This is a genomic window from Pseudomonas saponiphila, from assembly GCF_900105185.1.
GTDB lineage: Bacteria > Pseudomonadota > Gammaproteobacteria > Pseudomonadales > Pseudomonadaceae > Aquipseudomonas > Aquipseudomonas saponiphila.
In genome coordinates this window covers 407,290-429,076 of sequence record NZ_FNTJ01000002.1, presented here as the reverse complement: position 1 = coordinate 429,076, position 21,787 = coordinate 407,290, and the positions used below count along the sequence as shown (strand labels likewise).

General features: G+C 63.2%; 22 protein-coding genes. 14 read left to right on the top strand and 8 right to left on the bottom strand.

Annotated elements, in window-relative coordinates; translation table 11 throughout:
- Positions 1–160 precede the first annotated feature (160 nt).
- The 4 genes from BLV47_RS23915 to BLV47_RS23900 all read left to right on the top strand — a co-directional run bounded on the left by BLV47_RS23915 (position 161) and on the right by BLV47_RS23900 (position 3,193).
- Entirely contained in the window at positions 161–478 is a 318-nt protein-coding gene (locus tag BLV47_RS23915; protein WP_092318323.1) for a DUF2388 domain-containing protein, read from the top strand.
- A gap of 100 nt (positions 479–578) precedes the next feature.
- A complete protein-coding gene (locus BLV47_RS23910; RefSeq protein WP_092318319.1) occupies positions 579–887 on the top strand; it encodes a DUF2388 domain-containing protein in 309 nt (102 codons plus the stop codon).
- A 27-nt stretch (positions 888–914) separates the two neighbouring features.
- A complete protein-coding gene (locus BLV47_RS23905) occupies positions 915–1,235 on the top strand; it encodes a DUF2388 domain-containing protein (RefSeq protein WP_016963715.1) in 321 nt (106 codons plus the stop codon).
- The gene (locus BLV47_RS23900; protein ID WP_092318316.1) at positions 1,232–3,193 is read left to right on the top strand and encodes a DUF7844 domain-containing protein; all 1,962 of its coding nucleotides are present in this window, start codon (positions 1,232–1,234) and stop codon (positions 3,191–3,193) included. Before BLV47_RS23905 ends, BLV47_RS23900 begins: the two co-directional genes overlap by 4 nt.
- 67 nt (positions 3,194–3,260) lie before the next feature.
- Here BLV47_RS23900 and BLV47_RS23895 read toward each other — a convergent pair whose 3' ends face one another.
- Positions 3,261–3,662, bottom strand: a complete 402-nt coding sequence (locus BLV47_RS23895) for a GFA family protein (protein WP_092318313.1) — start codon at positions 3,660–3,662, stop codon at positions 3,261–3,263.
- Between the two features lie 319 nt (positions 3,663–3,981).
- On the opposite strand from BLV47_RS23895, the gene BLV47_RS23890 reads away from it, so the two are divergent.
- The 9 genes from BLV47_RS23890 (at position 3,982) to BLV47_RS23850 (ending at position 14,208) form a co-directional block, all read left to right on the top strand.
- On the top strand, positions 3,982–5,289 hold the full coding sequence (locus BLV47_RS23890; protein ID WP_092318310.1) for a CitMHS family transporter: 1,308 nt from the start codon (positions 3,982–3,984) through the stop codon (positions 5,287–5,289).
- Between the two features lie 67 nt (positions 5,290–5,356).
- The gene (locus BLV47_RS23885) at positions 5,357–6,124 is read left to right on the top strand and encodes a TerC family protein (RefSeq protein ID WP_092318307.1); all 768 of its coding nucleotides are present in this window, start codon (positions 5,357–5,359) and stop codon (positions 6,122–6,124) included.
- 216 nt (positions 6,125–6,340) lie between these two features.
- Complete coding sequence (locus tag BLV47_RS23880) at positions 6,341–7,999, top strand: Na/Pi cotransporter family protein (RefSeq protein ID WP_092318304.1); 1,659 nt, start codon at positions 6,341–6,343, stop codon at positions 7,997–7,999.
- 56 nt (positions 8,000–8,055) lie between these two features.
- Positions 8,056–9,450: a M16 family metallopeptidase gene (locus BLV47_RS23875; RefSeq protein WP_092318301.1), complete on the top strand. Its 1,395-nt coding sequence runs from the start codon at positions 8,056–8,058 to the stop codon at positions 9,448–9,450.
- Between the two features lie 145 nt (positions 9,451–9,595).
- Positions 9,596–10,639, top strand: coding sequence for a DUF5924 family protein (locus BLV47_RS23870; RefSeq protein ID WP_092318298.1), 1,044 nt, complete (start codon positions 9,596–9,598; stop codon positions 10,637–10,639).
- A gap of 54 nt (positions 10,640–10,693) precedes the next feature.
- Positions 10,694–11,842, top strand: coding sequence for an ABC transporter permease (locus tag BLV47_RS23865; protein ID WP_092318295.1), 1,149 nt, complete (start codon positions 10,694–10,696; stop codon positions 11,840–11,842).
- A complete protein-coding gene (locus tag BLV47_RS23860) occupies positions 11,839–12,642 on the top strand; it encodes an ABC transporter ATP-binding protein (RefSeq protein ID WP_092318292.1) in 804 nt (267 codons plus the stop codon). Before BLV47_RS23865 ends, BLV47_RS23860 begins: the two co-directional genes overlap by 4 nt.
- Before the next feature lies 1 nt (position 12,643).
- A complete protein-coding gene (locus BLV47_RS23855; protein ID WP_092318289.1) occupies positions 12,644–13,582 on the top strand; it encodes an MlaD family protein in 939 nt (312 codons plus the stop codon).
- The gene (locus BLV47_RS23850) at positions 13,579–14,208 is read left to right on the top strand and encodes an ABC-type transport auxiliary lipoprotein family protein (protein WP_092318285.1); all 630 of its coding nucleotides are present in this window, start codon (positions 13,579–13,581) and stop codon (positions 14,206–14,208) included. Before BLV47_RS23855 ends, BLV47_RS23850 begins: the two co-directional genes overlap by 4 nt.
- Positions 14,209–14,297: 89 nt before the next feature.
- Here BLV47_RS23850 and BLV47_RS23845 read toward each other — a convergent pair whose 3' ends face one another.
- From BLV47_RS23845 to BLV47_RS23815, 7 genes are all read right to left on the bottom strand, one after another.
- On the bottom strand, positions 14,298–15,131 hold the full coding sequence (locus BLV47_RS23845) for an IS3 family transposase (protein WP_092318282.1): 834 nt from the start codon (positions 15,129–15,131) through the stop codon (positions 14,298–14,300).
- Positions 15,128–15,424: a transposase gene (locus tag BLV47_RS23840; RefSeq protein WP_092308884.1), complete on the bottom strand. Its 297-nt coding sequence runs from the start codon at positions 15,422–15,424 to the stop codon at positions 15,128–15,130. Before BLV47_RS23840 ends, BLV47_RS23845 begins: the two co-directional genes overlap by 4 nt.
- 82 nt (positions 15,425–15,506) lie before the next feature.
- The gene (locus BLV47_RS23835; RefSeq protein WP_092318279.1) at positions 15,507–16,736 is read right to left on the bottom strand and encodes a nucleoside recognition domain-containing protein; all 1,230 of its coding nucleotides are present in this window, start codon (positions 16,734–16,736) and stop codon (positions 15,507–15,509) included.
- A gap of 177 nt (positions 16,737–16,913) precedes the next feature.
- Complete coding sequence (gene gltP / locus BLV47_RS23830; protein WP_092318277.1) at positions 16,914–18,245, bottom strand: glutamate/aspartate:proton symporter GltP; 1,332 nt, start codon at positions 18,243–18,245, stop codon at positions 16,914–16,916.
- Between the two features lie 744 nt (positions 18,246–18,989).
- Positions 18,990–19,463: an inhibitor of vertebrate lysozyme family protein gene (locus BLV47_RS23825; RefSeq protein ID WP_092318274.1), complete on the bottom strand. Its 474-nt coding sequence runs from the start codon at positions 19,461–19,463 to the stop codon at positions 18,990–18,992.
- 2 nt (positions 19,464–19,465) lie between these two features.
- The gene (locus BLV47_RS23820; protein ID WP_003170804.1) at positions 19,466–19,630 is read right to left on the bottom strand and encodes a DUF1328 domain-containing protein; all 165 of its coding nucleotides are present in this window, start codon (positions 19,628–19,630) and stop codon (positions 19,466–19,468) included.
- 81 nt (positions 19,631–19,711) lie between these two features.
- Positions 19,712–19,996, bottom strand: coding sequence for a hypothetical protein (locus BLV47_RS23815; protein WP_092318271.1), 285 nt, complete (start codon positions 19,994–19,996; stop codon positions 19,712–19,714).
- A 440-nt stretch (positions 19,997–20,436) separates the two neighbouring features.
- Between BLV47_RS23815 and algB the strand changes: the two genes are divergently transcribed.
- Positions 20,437–21,783, top strand: a complete 1,347-nt coding sequence (gene algB, locus BLV47_RS23810; RefSeq protein ID WP_016963951.1) for a sigma-54-dependent response regulator transcription factor AlgB — start codon at positions 20,437–20,439, stop codon at positions 21,781–21,783.
- The last annotated feature ends 4 nt before the right edge of the window (positions 21,784–21,787 follow it).

Here is a 21,787-nt window from a genome sequence, read left to right as displayed (position 1 = left end):
GACAACGCTGTGCGAATGCAACAGCTCAGCCTAATATCTGCAGCGACGTAGCGATTTTCGCTCTGGCTACGTCAGAACAATCAGACACAGCACCTCGCAGTGGCTGCCCGGTGTCTCACTCAGCGCCCTTTATCTGTCTGTCCATTTACAGGAGTTCCTTATGTTCCGTCTTCGCCTGCTCGGCGCTACCGCATTGCTGACCCTGGCCGCCAATGCCAACGCCACCAGCCTGATCGTGACCACCGATGCCATCGTCGGTGCCCTCAAGGCCACCACCGACGCCACCTCAGACGCCACCTCCTCCCTGCGCGACAACAAGATCGTGCGCGCCGCTCGGGATGACGCCGCCAGTTTCGTCGCCACCGACGGCGCCATTCGTGGAGTAAAACTGGAAAGCGCCTTCGACCACATTCGCCAACAGGCCCCCCAACTGCAGGCCACTGACGCACAGCTGGCCCAGGCAATCCTGGCGATCTGAACGAAGATTTCAGGTGCGCCTACGCACCTGAAACCCTCTGCGCTGGCCCTGTCCGGACCATTACGCTAGCCTTGGCGCTGTTTTTCAGCTGTCGAGACTCATGGGTTTGTTGCGGATTTCGCTTTTTGTTCCAGTATTCATCGCCGTCTGTGGGGCCGGCTCGGCACAGGCATTCGACCTGACCACCCAAAGCTCGGTCGTCACCGTATACGCCACAAGCCAGGTGACCTCGGCGCCCTTCGACCATAAACTGCTGCTCGCCGCCCAAGATGACGCCGCCGCCTTCGTGGCAACCGACGGCCAACTGCGTGGCGCGCGCCTGGAGTCAGCCCTGAACTATCTGCGGCACCACCGGGCAAAACTTCATGCCAGCGACCTTGAACTGGCGCAGGCAATTCTCGTCCAATAGTCACCCCTGTTATTCCGGAGTCGTTCCATGCGTAGCCCGCTGATTGCCGCCACCCTTGGCCTGCTGTTGTTGGCCGACGTGGCCCAGGCACACACCCTGGTGGCCACCAGTAACATCATCGTCCGTGCCTCCGGCCGCACGATCGATTTCACCTCGGACACCACCACCTCGATCCGCGACTCCAAAGTCGTGCGTGAAGCCCATGACGATGCCGCCAGCTTCGTCGCCAGCAATGGCGATATCCGTGGCGCCCAATTGGAAGCGGCGTTCACGGCCCTGCGCACCCAGTTGCCGGAAGCCCGCGACGCCAGCGATCAGGTCCTCGCCGAAGCCATCCTCGCTCTGTGAAACCCGTCCTCGCCTGGCTGCTGGCCGGGGCCCTGGCACTGCTCTGCGGCACCGCCCAGGCCGACCTGAAATTGCGCCTCAAGACCGACGGCTTGAGCCCCGCGCAACAACACGCCAGCCAGGCACTGCTGGATGAAGCGATGCAGGCACTGCCGCCGCGCTTCATCCAGCAACTGGACCGCACCATCGATGTCGGCTGGACCGACCAGATGCCCGACAACGCCTATGGCGCGGCCTCCCTGGTATCGGCGCTAGACCTCAATCGCGCCCTGCTGCCAAGCCTGACCGACGGTTCCGCCGCCACCCAGAAAACCAGCCGCCCCCATGGCACTGTGCGTCGGGAAATGCTCGCCACGGTGCTCCACGAACTGACCCACATTTACGATCGCGCGCGTCTCTGGCCCAGTGCCGAACGCAGCCTGATCCAGCGCTGTACCCGCAAGAACAGCACTTCCGGCCTGATCGGCCTGCCGGATGAATGCCGCGGCCAGAACGACCGGCGCTTCACCCTCAGCGATGACCCGCGCCTGCTGGACCTGGCCGGCTGGCCGCAATATGTCGGGCGCCGCGGAGAACGCGAGCAACACAACCGCCAGATCGCCCGCAGCCCGGACCTCTACGAGATCACCAACCCGAAGGAATTCGTCGCGGTGAACATGGAGTACTTCCTCCTCGACCCAAGCTACGCGTGCCGCCGCCCGGCGCTGTACCGCTATTACCAGGAGCATTTCGGCTGGGCCCCGGCCGCTAGGGACAACTGCGCCCAGTCCTTCGCCTTCCTCAATGCCGGCAACGACTTCGCCAAGACGCCGCTGGGCAAGGTGGACCCGGAGCGGGTCTACGCGGTGGACTACCTGCTGGCCGAAGCCAACCAGAACTGGGTCAGTCGCTGGGGCCACAGCATGCTGCGCCTGGTGATCTGCGCCCCGGGTCGTCCCCGTGGGCCGGATTGCCGCCTGGACCTGGACCAGCACCTGGTGCTGTCCTACCGCGCCTTTGTCGGCGACGTGCAGCTGTCCAGCTGGGACGGCCTGGTGGGCAAGTACCCGTCGCGACTGTTTGTCCTGCCGCTGTCGCAAGTCATCGACGAATACACCAAGACCGAACTGCGCAGCCTGGCCTCGGTGCCCTTGAAACTGTCGCGCAGCGAGATCGAGGAGGTGGTGGAGCATGCCGCGGAAATGCACTGGAGCTACGACGGCAACTATTACTTCCTGTCCAACAACTGCGCGGTGGAGAGCCTCAAGCTGCTGCGCAGCGGCAGCAACAACAAGCAACTGATCGGCCTCGACAGCATCATGCCCAACGGCTTGCTGGAAGTGCTCAAGGGCAGGGGACTGGCAGACACCAGCGTGCTCGACGACCCACGCGAGGCACTGCGCCTGGGCTACCGCTTCGACTCCTTCCGCGATCGCTACCAGGCTATGTTCGAGGTGATCAAAAAACACCTGCCGATCAAGCAGGCCAGCGTCGAAGACTGGCTGTCGCTGAGCGCCGAGGAGCGCCAGCGCTGGTTCGACCAAGCCGACCTGCGCACCAGCGCCGCCTTGCTGCTGCTGGAGCAGGCCAGCTATCGCCGGCAACTGCTGCTGGCCCAGGACGAGGTCAAGCAGCGCTACCTGGGCGCTCGCGAACTGCAGAACGGCGGCATGGAAAAGGCCAACAAGACCTTGCAGGAGATTCTCGCCAACAGCGGCTTCCTCAGCCGCCCGGCGGAACTGCTGGGCAGCAGCGGCTATGGCTTGCCGCAACCGGGTGAATGGCAGCGCCTGGAGTCCGAAAGCAGCGAGCGGCAAAAGCAGCTGCAATCCTTGACCGGTGAACTGGACAAGGAAGTGCGGGCCCTGCTGGAGCCGCAACGGGCCGCCGAGATAGCCGCCAACGAGGCCAACTTGAAGCGGGTGGGCGAGCATCTAAGGGCTCTGCACAAGGCGGCGGGTGGGTTGGAGCTGCCTTGAACGCTTCGCCGGCAAGCCGGCTCCGACAACCCACCCGTAGGAGCCGACTTGCCGGCGAAGAAGCCTCCTACAATGTTTCCTCCGATTCCCCTGGCAAGTGCTCATCCAGATGCAGCCAAGGCAACCGGCTGTCGATCCAGATGTGCCGGTCCGCCGGCGCCAGCTCCGGGTGGTCCAGGGTGGCAATGGTGACATCGATGCTGTCCGGGCTCAGGTGGGTAACCAACGCCAGGTGAGCACCACAGTTGCCGCAGAAATAGCGCGCACAACTTGCAGATGAGTCGTAGCGAGCGGGAACCCCCTCCAGCCAGGTGAACGCCGAGGCGGGCAGGGTGATCCAGGTGGTCACCAGGCCGCCACTGACCCGGCGGCAGATCGAGCAATGGCAGTGGGCGATATCCCGCAGCGGCCCGCTGAACTGATAGCGCAGCCGCCCGCAATGGCAGCCTCCGCTGTGCAACTCACTCATGTGCATTCCTCCCGTGGGCCAATGCCCGTCACTTTAGTCCGCTGGTCGCCTGCCGGAACATCCCGCGTTTCCTTTCAACGGCGAAAGCTGGCTGAAAGCTTCCCCGATTAGCATCGCCTCCACTACCGGCAACAGACCGGTTGGCCACAGCGGGCGTTTCTCGCGCTCCCGGCCCTATTAACAACAACAATGGTGATTCTGATGTCCGCTCGTACCCGCCTGTTCGCTGCAACTCCTCCCGTACGCCTCGTGCTTGCCGTTCTGCGCTGATCCCACCCGGTTCGCCATTCCCTAGCCGCGCTACGCCTGGAGTATTCCCATGCTGACTTTCCTTGGCTTTGCCATGGTCATCACGTTCATGTTCCTGATCATGACCAAGCGCCTGTCGGCGCTGATTGCGCTGATCATCGTACCGATCCTGTTCGCCCTGTTCGGCGGTTTTGCGCCGAAAATCGGCCCGATGATGCTCGAAGGCATCACCAAGCTGGCGCCCACCGGCGTGATGCTGATGTTCGCCATTCTGTATTTCGCCCTGATGATCGACTCCGGGCTGTTCGACCCGGCCGTGCGCAAGATCCTCAAGCTGGTCAAGGGCGACCCGCTGAAGGTATCGGTGGGCACCGCCGTGCTGGCTCTGGTGGTGTCCCTGGACGGTGACGGCGCCACCACCTACATGATCTGCGTGGCCGCCATGCTGCCGCTGTACAGCCGCATCGGCATGAGCCCGCGCATCATGGCCGGGCTGATCATCCTCGCCGGCGGGGTGATGAACATGACCCCCTGGGGCGGCCCCACCGCCCGGGCCGCCAGTGCCCTGCACGTGGACCCCTCGGACATTTTCGTACCAATGATCCCGGCGATGCTGGCCGGCGTGGTGGCGATCCTGCTGATCGCCTACCTGTACGGCAAGCGCGAACGTGCGCGCCTGGGTGAACTGCACCTGGCCGGCGACGAGATCGACCACAGCGAAATCAGTGTGTCGCAGTACCCGGATGCCCGCCGGCCCAAGCTGATCTGGTTCAACGGCGCCCTGACCTTCGCCCTGATGTGCACGCTGATCGCTGGCCTGTTGCCGCTGCCGGTGCTGTTCATGGTGGCCTTCAGTATCGCCATGATCGTCAACTATCCCTGCCTGCAGCAGCAGAAGGACCGGGTCGCGGCCCACGCCGGCAGCGTGCTGGCGGTGGTCGGACTGATCTTCGCGGCGGGCATCTTCACCGGCATCCTGTCGGGCACCGGCATGGTCGACGCCATGTCCAAGAGCCTGCTGGCGGTGATCCCGGAAGCACTGGGGCCGTACCTCGCGGTGATCACCGCGCTGGTGAGCATGCCGTTCACTTTCTTCATGTCCAACGATGCCTTCTACTACGGCGTACTGCCGGTACTGGCCGAAGCCGCCAGCCACTACGGCATCACCGCCGTGGAAATGGCCCGGGCGTCGATCGTCGGCCAACCGGTGCACCTGCTCAGCCCGCTGGTACCCTCGACCTACCTGTTGGTGGCCCTGGCCGGCATCGAGTTTGGCGACCATCAGCGCTTCACCCTCAAGTGGGCAGTGCTGGTCTGCCTGTGCATAATGCTCGCCGCTTTGCTGATGGGGATCTTTCCGCTGTTCAGCACGCTTTAAAGGCAATGATTCCCCGCCCGGGCCGGCGTCACGGCCCGGGCCATAACACTCGCGCAAAGGACTACACATGGAATGGCTGACCAACCCGGAAATCTGGGTTGCCTTCTTCACCCTGACCGCCCTGGAGATCGTCCTGGGCATCGACAACATCATCATGATCTCGATCCTGGTCAGTCGCATGCCCAAGCACATGCAGCCGCGCACGCGGATCTTCGGCCTGGCGCTGGCCATGGTCACGCGCATTCTGTTGCTGCTGTCGATCACCTGGGTCATGCGCCTCACCGCCGACCTGTTCGTGGTCTTCGGCCAGGGCATTTCCGGGCGTGACCTGATCCTGTTCTTCGGCGGCCTGTTCCTGCTGTGGAAAAGCTCCCAGGAGATGTACCACGCCCTGGAAGGCGAGGACGAAACCCTGGATGAACCCAAGGGCAAGGGCGGCAACTTCTTCTACACCATCATCCAGATCGCGATCATCGACATCGTCTTCTCCCTGGATTCGGTGATCACCGCGGTGGGCATGGTGTCCCACGTACCGGTGATGGTGGCGGCAATCATTGTCGCGGTACTGGTGATGATGCTGGCCGCCGGGACCATCAGCGAGTTCATCGACAAGCACCCGTCGCTGAAGATGCTGGCGCTGTCGTTCCTGCTGGTGGTGGGCACGGTGCTGATCGCCGAAGCCTTCGACGTGCACGTGCCAAAGGGCTACGTCTACTTCGCCATGGCCTTCTCCCTGGCGGTGGAAGCCATCAACATCAAGATGCGCAGCGCCATCGCGAAGAAGAAAAAACAGCAGGATCCGGTGAAACTGCGCAAGGACGTTCCCGGTCAATAACCGCGAACGGGCGTCAGGAAAAAGGGGCTTTCGAGCCCCTTTTTCACGTCTGCAGCCAGTTGTTTTCATGACAGTTTTGTTTCAAACGCCGCTTGAGCTATGCGATGCTGGCGCCCTGTGCGTTAGCCAACTACAGCTTAAATACATAACGTAGAACCTCACGCAACAACGTCCACTGGCCCCACTTGGGGCTCTTCACCCCAGGGGGGGCCTCTCATGCTGACCCTGCTCAATTTGCTTTCCGCCGTGGCCCTGCTGATCTGGGGCACGCACATCGTCCGTACCGGCATCCTGCGGGTCTACGGCTCCAACCTGCGCCATGTGATCGGCCAGAACATGGCCCGGCGACCGCTGGCCTTCGTTGCCGGCATCCTGGTGACGGCCATGGTCCAGAGCAGCAACGCCACGGCGATGCTGGTGACCTCCTTTGTCGGCCAGGGCCTGATGGCCCTGACCCCGGCGCTGGCGACCATGCTCGGCGCCGATGTCGGCACCGCGCTGATGGCCCGGGTGCTGACCTTCGACCTGTCGTGGCTGTCGCCGCTGCTGATCTTCCTCGGGGTGATCTTCTTCCTCTCGCGCAAGCAGACCCGCGCCGGGCAGTTGGGCCGGGTCGGCATCGGCCTGGGCCTGATCATCCTGGCCCTGCAACTGATCGTCGAAGCCGCCGCACCTATTACCCACGCCCAAGGGGTCAAGGTGCTGTTCGCCTCGCTGACCGGCGACATCCTCCTGGATGCCCTGATGGGCGCAGTATTCGCCATGGTGTCCTACTCCAGCCTGGCGGCGGTGTTGCTCACCGCCACCCTGGCCGGGGCCGGCGTCATCAGCCTGCCGGTGGCCATCGGCCTGGTGATCGGCGCCAACATCGGCAGCGGGGTGCTGGCCTTCCTCGGCACCAGCATGCAAAACGCCGCCGGCCGCCAGGTGGCCCTGGGCAGCCTGCTGTACAAACTGATCGGCCTGCTGCTGATCATCCCGGTGCTCAACCCCCTGGCCCACTGGATGGACAGCCTGGACTTCAGCCCCCAGGAAGTGGTGATCGGCTTCCACCTGCTGTACAACACCGCGCGCTGCCTGTTGCTGCTGCCCAGTGTCGGCCCCATGGCCCGGCTCTGCAGCTGGCTGCTGCCGGAACGGCCCCAGGACAATGGCCGCGCGCGTCCACGGCACCTGGACCCGGCCGCCCTGGCCACGCCGAGCCTGGCCCTGGCCAACGCCGCCCGGGAAACCCTGCGCATCGGCGACCTGATCGACAACATGCTGGAAGCCATGCGCGATGTGCTGCGGGGCAAACAGACCGCCATCACCCAGGAGCTGCGAGCCCTGAGCGATGATGTCGAAGCGCTGTACAGCGCGATCAAGCTGTACCTGGCGCAAATGCCCCGCGAGGACCTCAGCGAGCAGGACAGCCGGCGCTGGGCGGAAATCATCGAACTGGCGATCAACCTCAAGCTGGCCAGCGACCTGATCGAGCGCATGCTGCGCAAGGTCCAGCAGCAAAAGACCTCGCAACGCCGCTCCTTCTCCGAAGTGGGCCTGGAAGAGCTGACCGGGCTGCACGCGCAACTGATCGCCAACCTGCGCCTGGGACTTTCGGTGTTCCTCAGCGCCGACCCGGAAAGCGCCCGGCAACTGCTGCGGGAAAAACGCCGCTTCCGCGCTCAGGAACGGCGCCTGGCCCACGCCCACGTCAGCCGCCTGCAGCGCAAGATCGTGCAAAGCATCGAAACCAGTTCCCTGCACCTGGAACTGATCGCCGACATGAAGCGTCTCAACTCGCTGTTCTGCAGCAGCGCCTACGTGGTCCTGGAAACCTCGGACACCGGGGCCCTGCAAGTCGAAGACATGGCTGACATCACCCATTCACCCTGAACGTCCAGAGTTACATGCAGTCTCTAAAACTTACGCACGCCGTAAGGAAGCTTGTTATGCGTTGTCTGTTATTCGCCTGCCTGTTGCTGGGCAGTGCACAAGGATGGGCCCTGGATCGCTTCCAGGCTGAAGGCTACACCCTGCCCAACGGCCTGCAATTGCTGCTCAAACCCGGTAGCGAACGCGGCCACGTGGCGATCCGCCTGGTGGTGGGGGTCGGCCTGGACGATTTCCCCTGTGCCGACAAGGAACTGCCGCACCTGCTGGAACACCTGCTGTTCAGCGGCATCGACGCCAGCGGCGAAGGCGGCCTGGAAGAACGCATGCAGGCCCTGGGCGGCGAATGGAATGCCTACACCAGCAATGCCGACACCACTTTCGTCATCGAGGCCCCGGCGAGAAACCAGCGCAAGGTCCTCGACCTGCTGCTGTCGCTGCTGACCCGCACCCGCCTTGACGACAACGCAGTGGCCGCCGCCAAACAGGTGGTGGAGCGCGAAGACGGCGGCCATTACTCGCACCTGCAGCGCTGGCTCGACCGCCAGGACCTGGGCCATAGGGCCGGCAACCAGCTGGCGGTGGAACTGGGGCTCAAGTGCGCCGAGCGCGCCGAAGTCGGGCACCTGACCCTGGCCCAGCTGGAGCAAGTGCGCCGGGACTGGTACGCCCCCAACAACATGACCCTGATCGTGGTCGGCGAACTCGACCGCCTGCTGCCGGCCTATCTTGAACGCACCTACGGCGCCCTGGTTCCGGTGGAGCCCAGCGAGCACCCCGATTTGCCGCAGATCCAGGGCACGGCCGCCGCCGAGCGCGACCTGATCCAAGGCTGGGTAGGGCAGAGCGCCCAGTTGCACTGGCTGTTTCCCGAACCCCAGCTGGAACAGCAGCACGACGAGACGTTCGACCTGCTCAAGGACTACCTGGACTGGGCGCTGTACCGCCAGTTGCGCCTGGAGCACGAACTGTCCTACGGCCCCTGGAGCGATCGGGAAGTCTTCGGCGGGGTAGGGTTTCTCAGCCTCAATGCCGACCTGGAGCGTGATGCGCTGCCCCAGGCCCGCCACGTGGTCCAACAGCTCAGGGCGCACCTGCTCAAGGACGGCCTCGACCCGGCCACCTTCGAGCGCCTGAAACAGGCCGCCATCGACCGCCAGGCCTGGGCGGTGCAAGGCAACAGCGCCCTGGCGGACTACTACTGGAGCGCCCTGGGAGACTTCGACAACGGCCGTTTCAGCGACCCGGCCAAGCGCCTGCGGGCAGTCAGCCTGGAACAGGCTAATCGGGCCCTGAAGCAATTGCTGCAACAGCCGGGCTACCTGCGCATCGAAAAGCCGCTGCTGGGCGACGAACAACTGCTGTGGCTGGGCGCTGGCCTGCTGGGCCTGATCCTCTGCGCCAGCCTCGGCGCCTGCCTGTGGCAGCGTCGGCGTCGCGCACGTCCGCTGTAGCGGGAGCACCGCAGTCTGCCGCTGACGGCGTGGCGGAGCCGGGCAGCGCTACAGGCCTCCAGCCCGAGCAAGCTCCCTCGCCACGGGCCGCGGCCAACGGTATCCTGTCGCGGTTTTTTACTGCCCAGACTGTGATCCCCGCCCGATGCCTAACCTGACCCTCTATATTCAGCGCGTTCTGGAACTGATCAAGCGCTACCCGGGGGTCATTGCGCTCGGCGGGTTCATCTCCGGAGTCAGCAGCTTCATCCTGGTCGATCGACAGCAGAGCCTGGCCTCGTGGATCGCCGTGATCCTGCTGGTGAGCTGGGTCTGGCTGATGCTGGAAAACAGCCTGACCCAACTGTTCACCAAGGTCTTCAAGCGCGAGATCCCGCAGCCGCTATTGCGTTACGCCACACAGATGATCCACCAGGAAAGCCTGTTCTTCGTCCTGCCGTTCTTCTTCATCACCACCAGCTGGAACAGCGGCCAGTTGGTGTTCACCGGCTTGCTGGGGGCCGCGGCACTGATTTCCATCACCGACCCGCTGTACTACAAATGGCTGGCCCCGCGGCGCTGGCTGTTCCTCGCCCTGCACACCCTGACGCTGTTCGCCGCCCTGCTCACCGCGCTGCCGCTGATCCTGCACCTGACCACGGCCCAGAGCTTCAAGCTGGCCCTGGGCATCGCCATGCTCCTGTCCTTCCCCAGCCTGGCGTCGATCCTGCCGATCCGCAGCCTGCGCAGTGCCCTGGCGGTGCTGTGCATCACCCTGGCCATTGGCAGCACCGGCTGGCTGCTGCGCTCCTGGGTGCCGCCGGCCACCCTTTGGCTGACCGAGGACGCCATCAGCACCCAGCTTCAGGACCGCACGCCGGGAGACAGCCTGGAACAGGTCAGCAGCCGCCAGGTGCGCAGCGACGGCTTGTACGCCTACACCGCGATCAACGCGCCCCGGGGCCTGGACGAGCGCATCTATCACGTCTGGCAGTTCAACGGCAGTGAAGTGGACCGCATCGCCCTGGACATTCGCGGCGGGCGCAAGGAGGGCTACCGCGCCTGGTCCCACAAGCAGAACTTCCCGGCCAACCCGGCGGGCAACTGGCAGGTCCGGGTCATCACCGAGGACGGGCAGGTGATTGGCGTGCTGCGCTTCGAGATCACCGATCCAGATCAAGATGCGACCAAGAGCGGCGAGGCAAAGTAACGGCGATCGTGCTATTACGTAGCACTGCGCAATCGCCACACAAGCTCGGAGCTTATGAATACCCGCATGACGCCCGGCACCGCTCAACTGGACAACGCCCACTCTCCGGCGCAACTGCGCATCGGTGGCGACTGGACGCTGGCCCATTACAGCGATCTCAAGCGTCTCTGCCAGAGCCTCCACGGCCACTACGATAGCAGCACCCACATCGACCTCAACGGCCTGGGAGCCCTGGACACCGCCGGCGCCTCGCTGCTGGTGGAGCTGCTGGGTGCCGAACGCCTGGGCCAGTCCGCCGAACACCCGGGCTGCACCCTGTCCAGCGCCGACCGCGCGCTGCTGCACACGGTCTACAGTTCGCTCAACGATTTCTGTGTGCCGGTCAGGGAGCCGGAGATTTCCGTCAGCGTGCAATTGCTCTCGCGCATCGGCAGCGCGGTCTACACCGTCTGGCAGGACACCCTGAAAGTCCTCGGCTTCATCGGCCTGATCCTCGAAACCCTGGCCCGCGGTCTGCTGCGCCCCAAACGCTGGCGCATCACCCCGGTGGTGGCACACATCGAACAGACCGGCCTCGACGCCGCCCCCATCGTCGCCCTGCTGACCTTCCTGGTGGGCGCCGTGGTGGCCTTTCTCGGGGCCACGGTACTGGCCAATTTCGGCGCCAGTATCTTTACCGTGGACCTGGTGGCGTTTTCCTTTTTGCGGGAGTTCGGCGTGCTGCTCACCGCGATTCTCATGGCCGGACGCACCGCCAGTGCCTTCACCGCACAGATCGGCTCGATGAAGGCCAACGAAGAGATTGATGCGATCCGTACCCTGGGCCTGGACCCGATGGAGCTGCTGGTGCTGCCCAGGGTCCTGGCGTTGCTGGTGGCGCTGCCGATGCTGACCTTCCTGGCGATGCTCTCGGGGATCATTGGCGGCGCCGTGGTCTGTGCCCTGTCCCTGGATATCTCGCCGGCGATGTTCCTTTCGTTGCTGCATTCGGACATTGGCGTCAAACACTTCCTGCTGGGCCTGGTGAAAGCGCCGGTCTTTGCCTTCCTGATCGCCGCCATCGGCTGCCTGGAAGGCTTCAAGGTCAGCGGCAGCGCCGAGTCGGTGGGGGCCCACACCACTTCCAGCGTGGTCCAGTCGATCTTCGTGGTGATCGTCATCGACGCCGTGGCCGCGCTGTTCTTCATGGAGATGGGCTGGTGAGCCGTGCACCACGCGCGCCAACCGAGGCGGTGATCGATGTCCGCGGCCTGTGCAATCGCTTCGGCAAGCAGAGCGTGCACGAGAACCTCGACCTGGACGTGTTCAAGGGCGAGATCCTTGGCGTGGTCGGCGGCTCCGGCAGCGGCAAGTCGGTGCTGCTGCGCAGCATCGTCGGCCTGCGCCAACCCAGCGAAGGCTCGGTGCGGGTCTTTGGCCAGGACCTGCCGAGCCTGCCGGAACAACAACGCTCGTTGATCGAACGGCGCTTTGGCGTGCTGTTCCAGAAGGGCGCGCTGTTCACCTCGCTGACGGTCACCGAGAACGTCGCCCTGCCACTGATCGAGCATGCCGGGCGGTCTCGCGCCGATGCCGAGCACCTGGCGGCGGTCAAGCTGGCGCTGGCCGGGCTGCCACTGTCGGCGGCGGACAAATACCCGGCTTCGCTGTCCGGCGGGATGATCAAGCGTGCCGCCCTGGCCCGGGCACTGGCCCTGGACCCGGATATCCTGTTTCTCGACGAACCCACCGCCGGCCTCGACCCGGTGGGGGCCGCCGCCTTCGACCAGTTGATCCTGACCCTGCGCGATGCCCTGGGCCTGAGTGTGTTCCTGGTCACCCACGACCTGGACACGCTCTACACCATCACCGACCGGGTGGCGGTGCTGGCACAGAAAAAGGTACTGGTGGCGGACGCCATCGATGTGGTCGCCGAAACCCCGGACGAATGGATTCACCAGTACTTCCATGGCCCTCGCGGCCGCGCGGCCTATCAGGCCGCTACACAGACCAACGAGGGATGACATGGAAACCCGAGCCCATCATGTACTGATCGGCCTGTTCACCGTGATCGTGGTGGCCGGCGCCCTGCTGTTCGGCCTGTGGCTGGCCAAGTCCAGTGTCGACAGCGCCTTCCAGGACTACCAGATCGTGTTCAACGAGGCGGTCAGCGGCCTGTCCAAGGGCAGCGCCGTGCAATACAGCGGGATCAAGGTCGGCGATGTGGTCAACCTGCGCCTGGATCCCAAGGACCCGCGCCGGGTACTGGCGCAGATCCGCCTGGGCAGTGAAACGCCGATCAAGGAAGACACCCAGGCCAAGCTGGCCCTGACCGGCATCACCGGCACCTCGATCATCCAGCTCAGCGGCGGCACGCCGCAAAGCCCGCCCCTCAAGGGCAAGGATGGCCAACTGCCGACCATCATCGCCTCGCCATCGCCCATCGCCCGCCTGCTGAACAACAGCAACGACCTGATGACCGGGGTCAACCTGCTGCTGCACAACGCCAACCGCATGTTCTCCCCGGACAACGTGGAACGGGTCAGCGGCACCCTGGACAACCTGCAGAAAACCTCGGCGAGCATCGCCGGGCAACGTGATGAGCTGCGCCAACTGATGCAGCAACTGGGCACCATCAGCAAGCAGACCAGCGCCATGCTGGAACAGACCACCGCGCTGATGCGCAACGCCAACGGCCTGCTCAGCGACCAGGGCAAGCAGATGGTCGGCAGCGCGGCACAGGCCATGCGCAACCTGGAGCAGAGCAGCGCCACCCTGAACACGCTGCTGAGCAACAATCAGGACTCGCTGAACAACGGCATGCAGGGCCTCAACGGCCTGGCGCCAGCGGTACGCGAACTGCGCGAAACCCTGGGCTCGCTGCGGAGCATCACCCGCCGCCTGGAAGCCAACCCCGGCGGTTATTTGCTGGGTAACGAGAAAAACAAGGAGTTCACGCCATGAAGCGTGCCGATCGCCTGTTTGCCCGCTTGGCCCTGAGTGCCGCCCTGGTCATGACCGGCGCCTGCTCGATCCTGCCCAAGGGCGAGCCGCTGGACATCTATCGGCTGCCGGTGAACCAGGCCGGCGCCACGGCCCCGAGCCAGGCCCTGCCGTGGTCCTTGCAGTTGCTCAAGCCCCAGGCCGGCGACGCGCTGAACAGCGCGCGGATCGCGGTACTTCCCCAGGGCAACCTGATCAGCAGCTACAAGGCTTCGCGCTGGAGCGACCCGGCGCCGATCCTGCTGCGCAACCGCCTGCTGGACGGCTTCCAGCGCGATGGCCGGGTACAGCTGTTGAGCACCGACGACAGCAACCTGCAGACCGACCTGGCCCTGGGCGGCGACCTGCAAGCCTTCCAGACCGAGTACCAGGGCACGACCGTCCAGGTGGTGATCCGCCTGGACGCGCGACTGATTCGTGGCAATGACCAGAAGATCCTCGCCAGTCGACGTTTCGAAGTGCGCCAGCCACTGACTGAAACCGGGATACCGGCGGTGGTGACGGGGTTTGGCCAGGCCAGCGATGCGCTGACCCGACAGGTGGTGGACTGGGCGGTGGGGCAGGGCAATCGGGCGCTCAAGCGTTGAGCGCCCATTCGCTGGCAAGCCGGCTCCTACCGGTGGTGTAGGAGCCGGCTTGTAGTGGTCCAGCTTTTTTGGACCACTCTGTAGGAGCATTAGGCCGCCAGCCTTTCAAAAGCAGCGGGCGGCAGATCGTTCGAGGCGCTGTGGCAACGCCGATGGTTGTAATGGGCAATGAAATCCATCACATCCTTCTGCGCCTCAAAATGATTCTGGTAGCCATTTTCAGGCGACCAATCGTGTTTCAGTGTCCGGAAATAACGCGCCACCACCGCGTTGTCCCAGCAGTTTGCGCGTCGACTCATGCTCTGCACGATCTGCTTTTCAGCCAGGTATTCGACAAAGCGATCCGCGGTGTATTGGCAGCCCTGGTCCGAGTGGAATACCAGCGCTGAACCAGGCCGACGTATGCCAACAGCCAGCCGTAACGCCTTGAGCGACAGCTCGGCATCGGCGGTCCTGGAAAAGGCCCAGCCGATGATCCGACGTGAAAACAAATCCATCACGATTGCCAGGTACAGCCAGCTTCCACCGACGCGAATGTAAGTGATGTCTCCGGCCCAAAACGTATTGGGTGATGCAGGATTAAAGCGACGATCGAGGAGATTGGCTGCGGTATTGCTGGGCTTTCCGGTCCGACGATAGTGAGCGTAACGGGCTCGTCGCCTGACCAGCCCAAGGTTTTTCATCAGACGGCCCATACGATGGCGCCCAACCGCTACGCCCTGTTTTTTGAGCTCCCTGGCAAATCCCCGGGCGCCCAGGGCACCTCGATGCTCCCGGTGCAGCTGCCGAATGGTCTTTTCCAGTTGCCGCTCGACCCCAGGTTCAGACCGAGCCACGGGCTTGGCGTAATAGCTGCTGCGAGGCACGCCCAGAAGTCGACAGCAGTGCCGAATGGAGAGCTGTCCTTTCAACCCCTCGATCATTTGATTCGGCTGAACAGCACCTTCAGATGAGAGGGCAATTGCTTTTTTAGGACGCTATTCTCGGCTTCCAGCAAGGCGAGTCTGGCCTGCAGTGAATCAATCAGTTCCTGGTCCTGAGGGCGTGTGGGCAGCAAGGCTCCTTCATGCTCCTTGCGCCATCTGGCGACCCAGCGTCGCAGGGCTGTAGGCCCAACCCCAGTTTGCTCACATGCCTTAGGCACCGAGTAATTCATTTCCACGACCAAGCGAATGGCTTCGGCCTTTTCTTCAGCGCTAACAACCCGAAATCCCATGATGCTTCCTTAGGTTGAAACTCCTACAGAGTGGTCCAGGAATATTGAGCCACAACAGCTTGCCGGCGAAGACTCGGTCAACTCAGCCAAAGAACCAGTAGCAAACCGCAATCGCCGCCACCACGCCAGCGAACTCCGCCAGCAAGGCACAGCCCACGGCGTGCCGCACCCGCTGGATGCTCACCGCACCGAAGTAGACCGCCAGCACATAGAAGGTGGTTTCGGTACTGCCCTGGATGGTCGCCGCCGCCAGGGCCGGGAAGCTGTCCACGCCCTGGGTCTTCATGGTTTCGATCAGCATGGCCCGGGCGGCACTGCCGGAGAATGGCTTGACCATGGCGGTGGGCAGGGCATCGACGAAGCGTGTGTCCCAACCGGCCCAGGCCACCAGGTGGCGAATGCCGTCTAGACCGAAATCAAGCGCCCCGGAAGCCCGCAACACGCCAATGGCGCAGAGCATGGCCACCAGATACGGCAGCAGGTTCTTGGCCACCTCGAAGCCTTCCTTGGCGCCTTCGACAAAGGCCTCGTAGACCTTGACCTTGCGCAGCGCGCCAATCACCAGGAACAGCATGATCAGACCAAACAGCGTGAGGTTGCCGAGGATCGACGACAGCGACGCCAGGGCCGTGGCCGAGAGGGTCGCCAGCAAGGCCATGAAGGCGCCCAGGGCCAGGGCCCCGGGGATCAGATAGGCCAGCACCACCGGGTCCCACAGACGCAGGCGCTGCATCACCGCCACCGACAGCAGGCCCACCAGGGTCGAGGCACTGGTAGCCAGGAGGATCGGCAGGAACACCAGGGTCGGATCCGCCGCGCCTTGCTGGGCGCGGTACATGAAGATGGTCACCGGCAGCAGGGTCAGGGACGAGGCGTTGAGCACCAGGAACAGGATCTGCGCATTGCTCGCGGTGGTGGCGCTGGGATTGAGCTCCTGCAAGGCACGCATGGCCTTGAGGCCGATGGGCGTGGCGGCGTTGTCCAGGCCCAGGCCGTTGGCGGCGAAATTCAGGGTGATCAGGCCCAGGGCCGGGTGACCGGGCGGGACCTCCGGCATCAGCCGCTTGAACAGCGGGCCCAGGACCTTGGCCAGCCATTCGACGATGCCGGCCTTCTCGGCAATGCGCAGAAAGCCCAGCCACAGGGTCAGGGTGCCGAACAGCAGCACCATCACCTCGACCGACAGCTTGGCCATGGCGAAGATGCTTTCCACCATGGCGGCGAAGATCCCGGCATTACCGCCCACCAGCCACTGGGCCAGGGCCGACACGGTCGCCACGACAAAGAAGCCAAGCCACAGGCCATTGAGCATCGGTCATACCCCTCGAAAGATGCGGCGAATGATAGCGGGGCGGGCAGAAACGACAAACCCCGGATTAACCGGGGTCTGTCATCTGTAGGAGCCGGCTTGCCGGCGAAGGCGAGCGTCCAGGCATGTGCAGGGCTCGGGGCCTCTTCGCTGGCAAGCCAGCTCCTACGCAGTAGGCGCTTAGCCCTTGGTGGTTTCGCCGGCAGGCAGCGGCTCTTTGCTGCGCCAGTGCGGCAGGGAGTTCCAGTAGCGCTGGCCCTTGGCGTCGTCGTACATGCCTTCCCAACGTGCGATGACCAGTACCGCCAGGGCGTTGCCGATCACGTTCAGGGCGGTACGCGCCATGTCCATCACCCGGTCGACACCGGCGATGAAGGCCAGGCCTTCCAGCGGAATGCCGACGCTGCCCAGGGTGGCCAGCAGCACTACGAAGGACACGCCCGGAACCCCGGCAATGCCTTTGGAAGTGACCATCAGGGTCAGCACCAGCAGCAATTGCTGGCTGATGGACAGGTCGATGCCGTACAGCTGGGCGATGAAGATGGCCGCGATGCTCTGGTACAGGGTCGAACCGTCGAGGTTGAAGGAGTAGCCGGTCGGTACCACGAAGCTGCAGATGGCTTTCGGCGCACCGTAGGCTTCCATCTTCTCGATCACCCGCGGCAGCACAGTTTCCGAGCTGGCGGTGGAGTAGGCGAGCACCAGCTCATCCTTGAAGATGCGCATCAGCTTGATCACCGAGAAGCCGAACAGGCGGGCGATCAGGCCAAGGATCACGAAGCCGAAGAAGGCGATGGCCACGTAGACCAGGATGACCAGCTTGGCCAATGGCAACAGGGAGGCGAAACCGAAGTTGGCGACGGTCACCGAGATCAGGGCAAACACACCAATCGGCGCGTAGTTCATGATCATGTGGGTGACCTTGAACATGCTTTCCGAGACGCCCTGGAACATCTTCACCAGCGGCTCGCGCAGGTCGGATTGCAGGCTCGACAGGCCCAGGCCGAACAGCACCGAGAAGAAAATGATCGGCAGCATCTCGCCGCGGGCCATGGCCGCGAAGATGTTCGACGGAATCAGGTTGAGGATGGTTTCGATGAACGCATGCTCATGCTGCACTTCGGCGGCGGTGGCCTGGTACTTGGAAATGTCCACGGTACCCAGGGTGCTCATGTCGATACCCGCGCCCGGATGGAACAGGTTGGCCAGCAGCAAGCCGACGACGATGGCGATGGTGGTGACGATTTCGAAGTAGATGATGGTCTTCAGACCAATGCGGCCAAGCTTCTTGGCGTCGCCGACCCCGGCAATGCCGACGATCAGCGAGGAGATGACGATCGGGATCACGATCATCTTGATCAAGCGGATAAAGATATCGCCGGCAGGTTGCAGGACGTTGCTGATCCACCAGGCTTTTTCAGCACTGAAATGATTGAGCAGTGCGCCAATCGCAATCCCCAGGACCAGACCGATGAGGATCTGCCAGGCGAGGCTTAATTTTGCCTTCTTCATATCATTACCCTTACTTCAGTTGGACTCGGGCTGATGCGCGAACTGGAACGCTCAATAGCGGAAAAGTTTGTGCATCGGCCCCCGTATAAGGTCATCCCGAGTGAGCATTTACAGCTCTGTGCGGGCGAAAAAAGGCGCAACTATTCCGATGCCAGGGGGGAACGTCTAATGCCGTAAACGCCTACCCTATGCCGAATCGGCATGAGTTTTTCCAAATAAAACGAGCGTCCCAACCGGTTCGAATACGACATTTCGGCAGGCATAAATGCCGTGAAACCGCCATTTCAGGCGGCGTGCAGGCATGTCGGACAGGTCAGGAAAAGATCGTAAAAAACATGAGAATGTTCTGATTCGGTCGCCTGGAAACACTGCGATTATTCCGCAAAGTTTCTCGATATACGGTCGCAGAGAAACACCAGGTAACGTTTGATCGGCGTCAATGGAAGATTTTTTTCGGAATACGCCTCGGCGCAGATGTAACAACGGCTCTAGAACGGTTCTTTGCCCATTCAAGCACGCCGCAAGCCCTTCAAGTCGATCACGACTTGTGGGCTTGCGCCGCCGCTCTTTCCTGACCCGGCCCTTGCGGAGGCACTCCCTGTACCCCTAGGTCACTCCGATCATGCAAGCATCAGAACATCCCGGCCCCTTGGTCATGCACGCGCCTTCCTCGGGCGGTGCAAAGTCGAAAGCGCCTGGGTGGCTCTTTCGCCTATCTGTTATGCAAGATCGGCAATACCGGACTCAGTACCAGTTCGGATCCTTGCGCAATTGCTCTTGCAGCAAAGCCTGCATGCCGGCGTCCGGCTTACCGAGAAAACGGTAACTGGCATGCCGCGTCGGCGACTTGTCCGCGGGCAAGCCGGCCGGTACTTCGACCCACAAGGCGTAGGCATGCTTCTTGTTGAAGCTGAAGGCGAGGACCAGCCGCTGGTTCTGACAGCTCTGCGCGGTTTCGCACAGCGGCCCGACCAGGTACTGATCGCCCCCTTCGGTCACTGCATTCATCTGTTGTGGCGCATCGCCCGACAGGTTCATCACCCATTCGGGCAGTCGCTCCTCTTGCTGCACGACCTTCTGCCAGGTTTCACGAAACTGCGGATCGGAACCCAGCAGCTGGTTGGCGCGGGCCTGACCATCATTGGCGGCCACCGCCAGGGTGCTGGCGCCCAGCAACAGCGCGAGCGCGGTGGCCAAGGTGTTCAACGAAGGGCGCATGGTCAGCCTCGACCACGACGGCCAAAGAAGAACGAAGCGATGAACATCACCAGGAACACCACAAAGAGAATCTTGGCGATACCCGTGGCGGTGCCCGCGATACCACCGAAGCCCAGTACCGCAGCGACGATGGCAATGATCAGGAATGTGATTGCCCAGCTCAGCATGATGATTCTCCTTACTCTTCTATTGGTGATGGTGCCGGTGGAGCCGCCGGACGCCGCCTGATGCGGGCCGGACCTTGGTGCCTAGAACACCCAGCGTTGCTGACGTGGCGCCTCAAGCGCCGGCTGCGCCTGATCGACGGCCATCAGTTGCACGGGCGTTGCATCGTTGAGCGTGCTGCTCACCGAGCTGAAATGGGTCTGGGTGAAGTGATGGACCGGCACCCGCGGAGCAGGCGCCTGGCTGTCCTGCCAGCGCTGGTACTGTTGCCCGGCGATCAGAGTGACCAGCAACGCCAGACTGGCGAACAGACCTTGCTGAAGGTGCAGTGGCGCAATACGCAATTGGGCAAAACGTTGGCGATTCATCCTGAAACTCCTCCCACGCTGGTGGCGATATTGTTATGGAAGCCATGGCTCGTGCTTCGCTCATAGGAGGGTTAGTGCAGTCTGCATGCCAGCTTTTACAAAGGAATAAATATCAATAAAATCAACAGCTTATATACAACCAAAACAACGGCTCCACACGCATCCTGCACGATGCACGCTGGCCGACCGTGCGAAATGCACGATGGGCGCGGACCGCCTGGAGGGCTTTTTGATCTGTGGGGGAACTTTGCCGAGCGGCGGACAGCCTGATACAGACCCGATCCACGCCGAGCAGCGCTAAACCCATTGAGTTTCAGTCGGTTAGGCATTTCGGCCGGAGATATCTAACCTGCATGCCGTGGAATCGATCAGAATCAACCTTGCAACTTGCCCGATTTATCCGGGACTAAAGAAGATCATTCATTAAAGGAGCCTGCGAAATGGAGTCAGCGCCGGAGAATCAAGGCCGCATCCTTCTGGTGGATGACGAATCCGCAATCCTTCGCACCTTCCGTTACTGCCTGGAAGACGAGGGCTACACCGTGGCCACCGCCAACAGCGCAGCCCAGGCGGATGCCCTGCTGCAACGCCAGGTGTTCGACCTGTGCTTCCTCGACCTGCGCCTGGGAGAAGACAACGGCCTGGACGTGCTGGCCCAGATGCGCACCCAGGCGCCCTGGATGCGGGTGGTGATCGTCACCGCCCACTCCGCCGTGGATACCGCGGTGGATGCCATCCAGGCCGGCGCCGCCGATTACCTGGTCAAGCCCTGCAGCCCCGATCAACTGCGCCTGGCCACCGCCAAGCAACTGGAAGTGCGCCAGCTCTCGGCGCGCCTGGAAGCCCTGGAAGGTGAAGTCCGCAAGCCCAAGGACGGCCTGGACTCCCACAGCCCGGCCATGAAAGTGGTGCTGGAAACCGCGCGCCAGGTGGCCGGCACCGACGCCAACATTCTGATTCTCGGTGAATCGGGCACCGGCAAGGGCGAACTGGCACGGGCCATCCATGGCTGGAGCAAGCGGGCGAAGAAGTCCTGCGTGACCATCAACTGCCCGTCCCTGACTGCCGAACTGATGGAGAGCGAGCTGTTCGGCCACAGCCGCGGAGCATTCACCGGGGCCAGCGAAAGCACCCTGGGCCGGGTCAATCAGGCCGACGGCGGTACCCTGTTCCTCGATGAGATCGGCGACTTCCCCCTGACCCTGCAACCCAAGCTGCTGCGCTTCATCCAGGACAAGGAATACGAACGCGTCGGCGACCCGGTGACTCGCCGGGCCGATGTGCGGATTCTTGCCGCCACCAACCTCAACCTCGAGGACATGGTGCGCGACGGGCGCTTTCGCGAAGACCTGCTGTACCGCCTGAACGTGATCACCCTGCACCTGCCGCCCCTGCGCGAACGCAGCGAAGACATCCTGACCCTGGCCGATCGCTTCCTCGCCCGCTTCGTCAAGGAGTACTCGCGACCGGCCCGGGGCTTTTGCGACGAGGCCCGGGAAGCCCTGCTCAACTATCGCTGGCCGGGCAACATCCGCGAGCTGCGCAACGTGGTGGAACGGGCGAGCATCATCTGTCCCCAGGAACGGGTGGAGATCATCCACCTGGGCATGGCCGAACAACCCACCAACAATGCCCCGCGGATCGGTGCGGCGCTGAGCCTGGATGAGCTGGAAAAGGCCCATATCGGCGCGGTCCTGGCCACCAGCGACACCCTGGACCAAGCAGCCAAGACCCTGGGCATCGACGCCTCGACCCTGTACCGCAAACGCAAACAGTACAACCTGTGAGCGC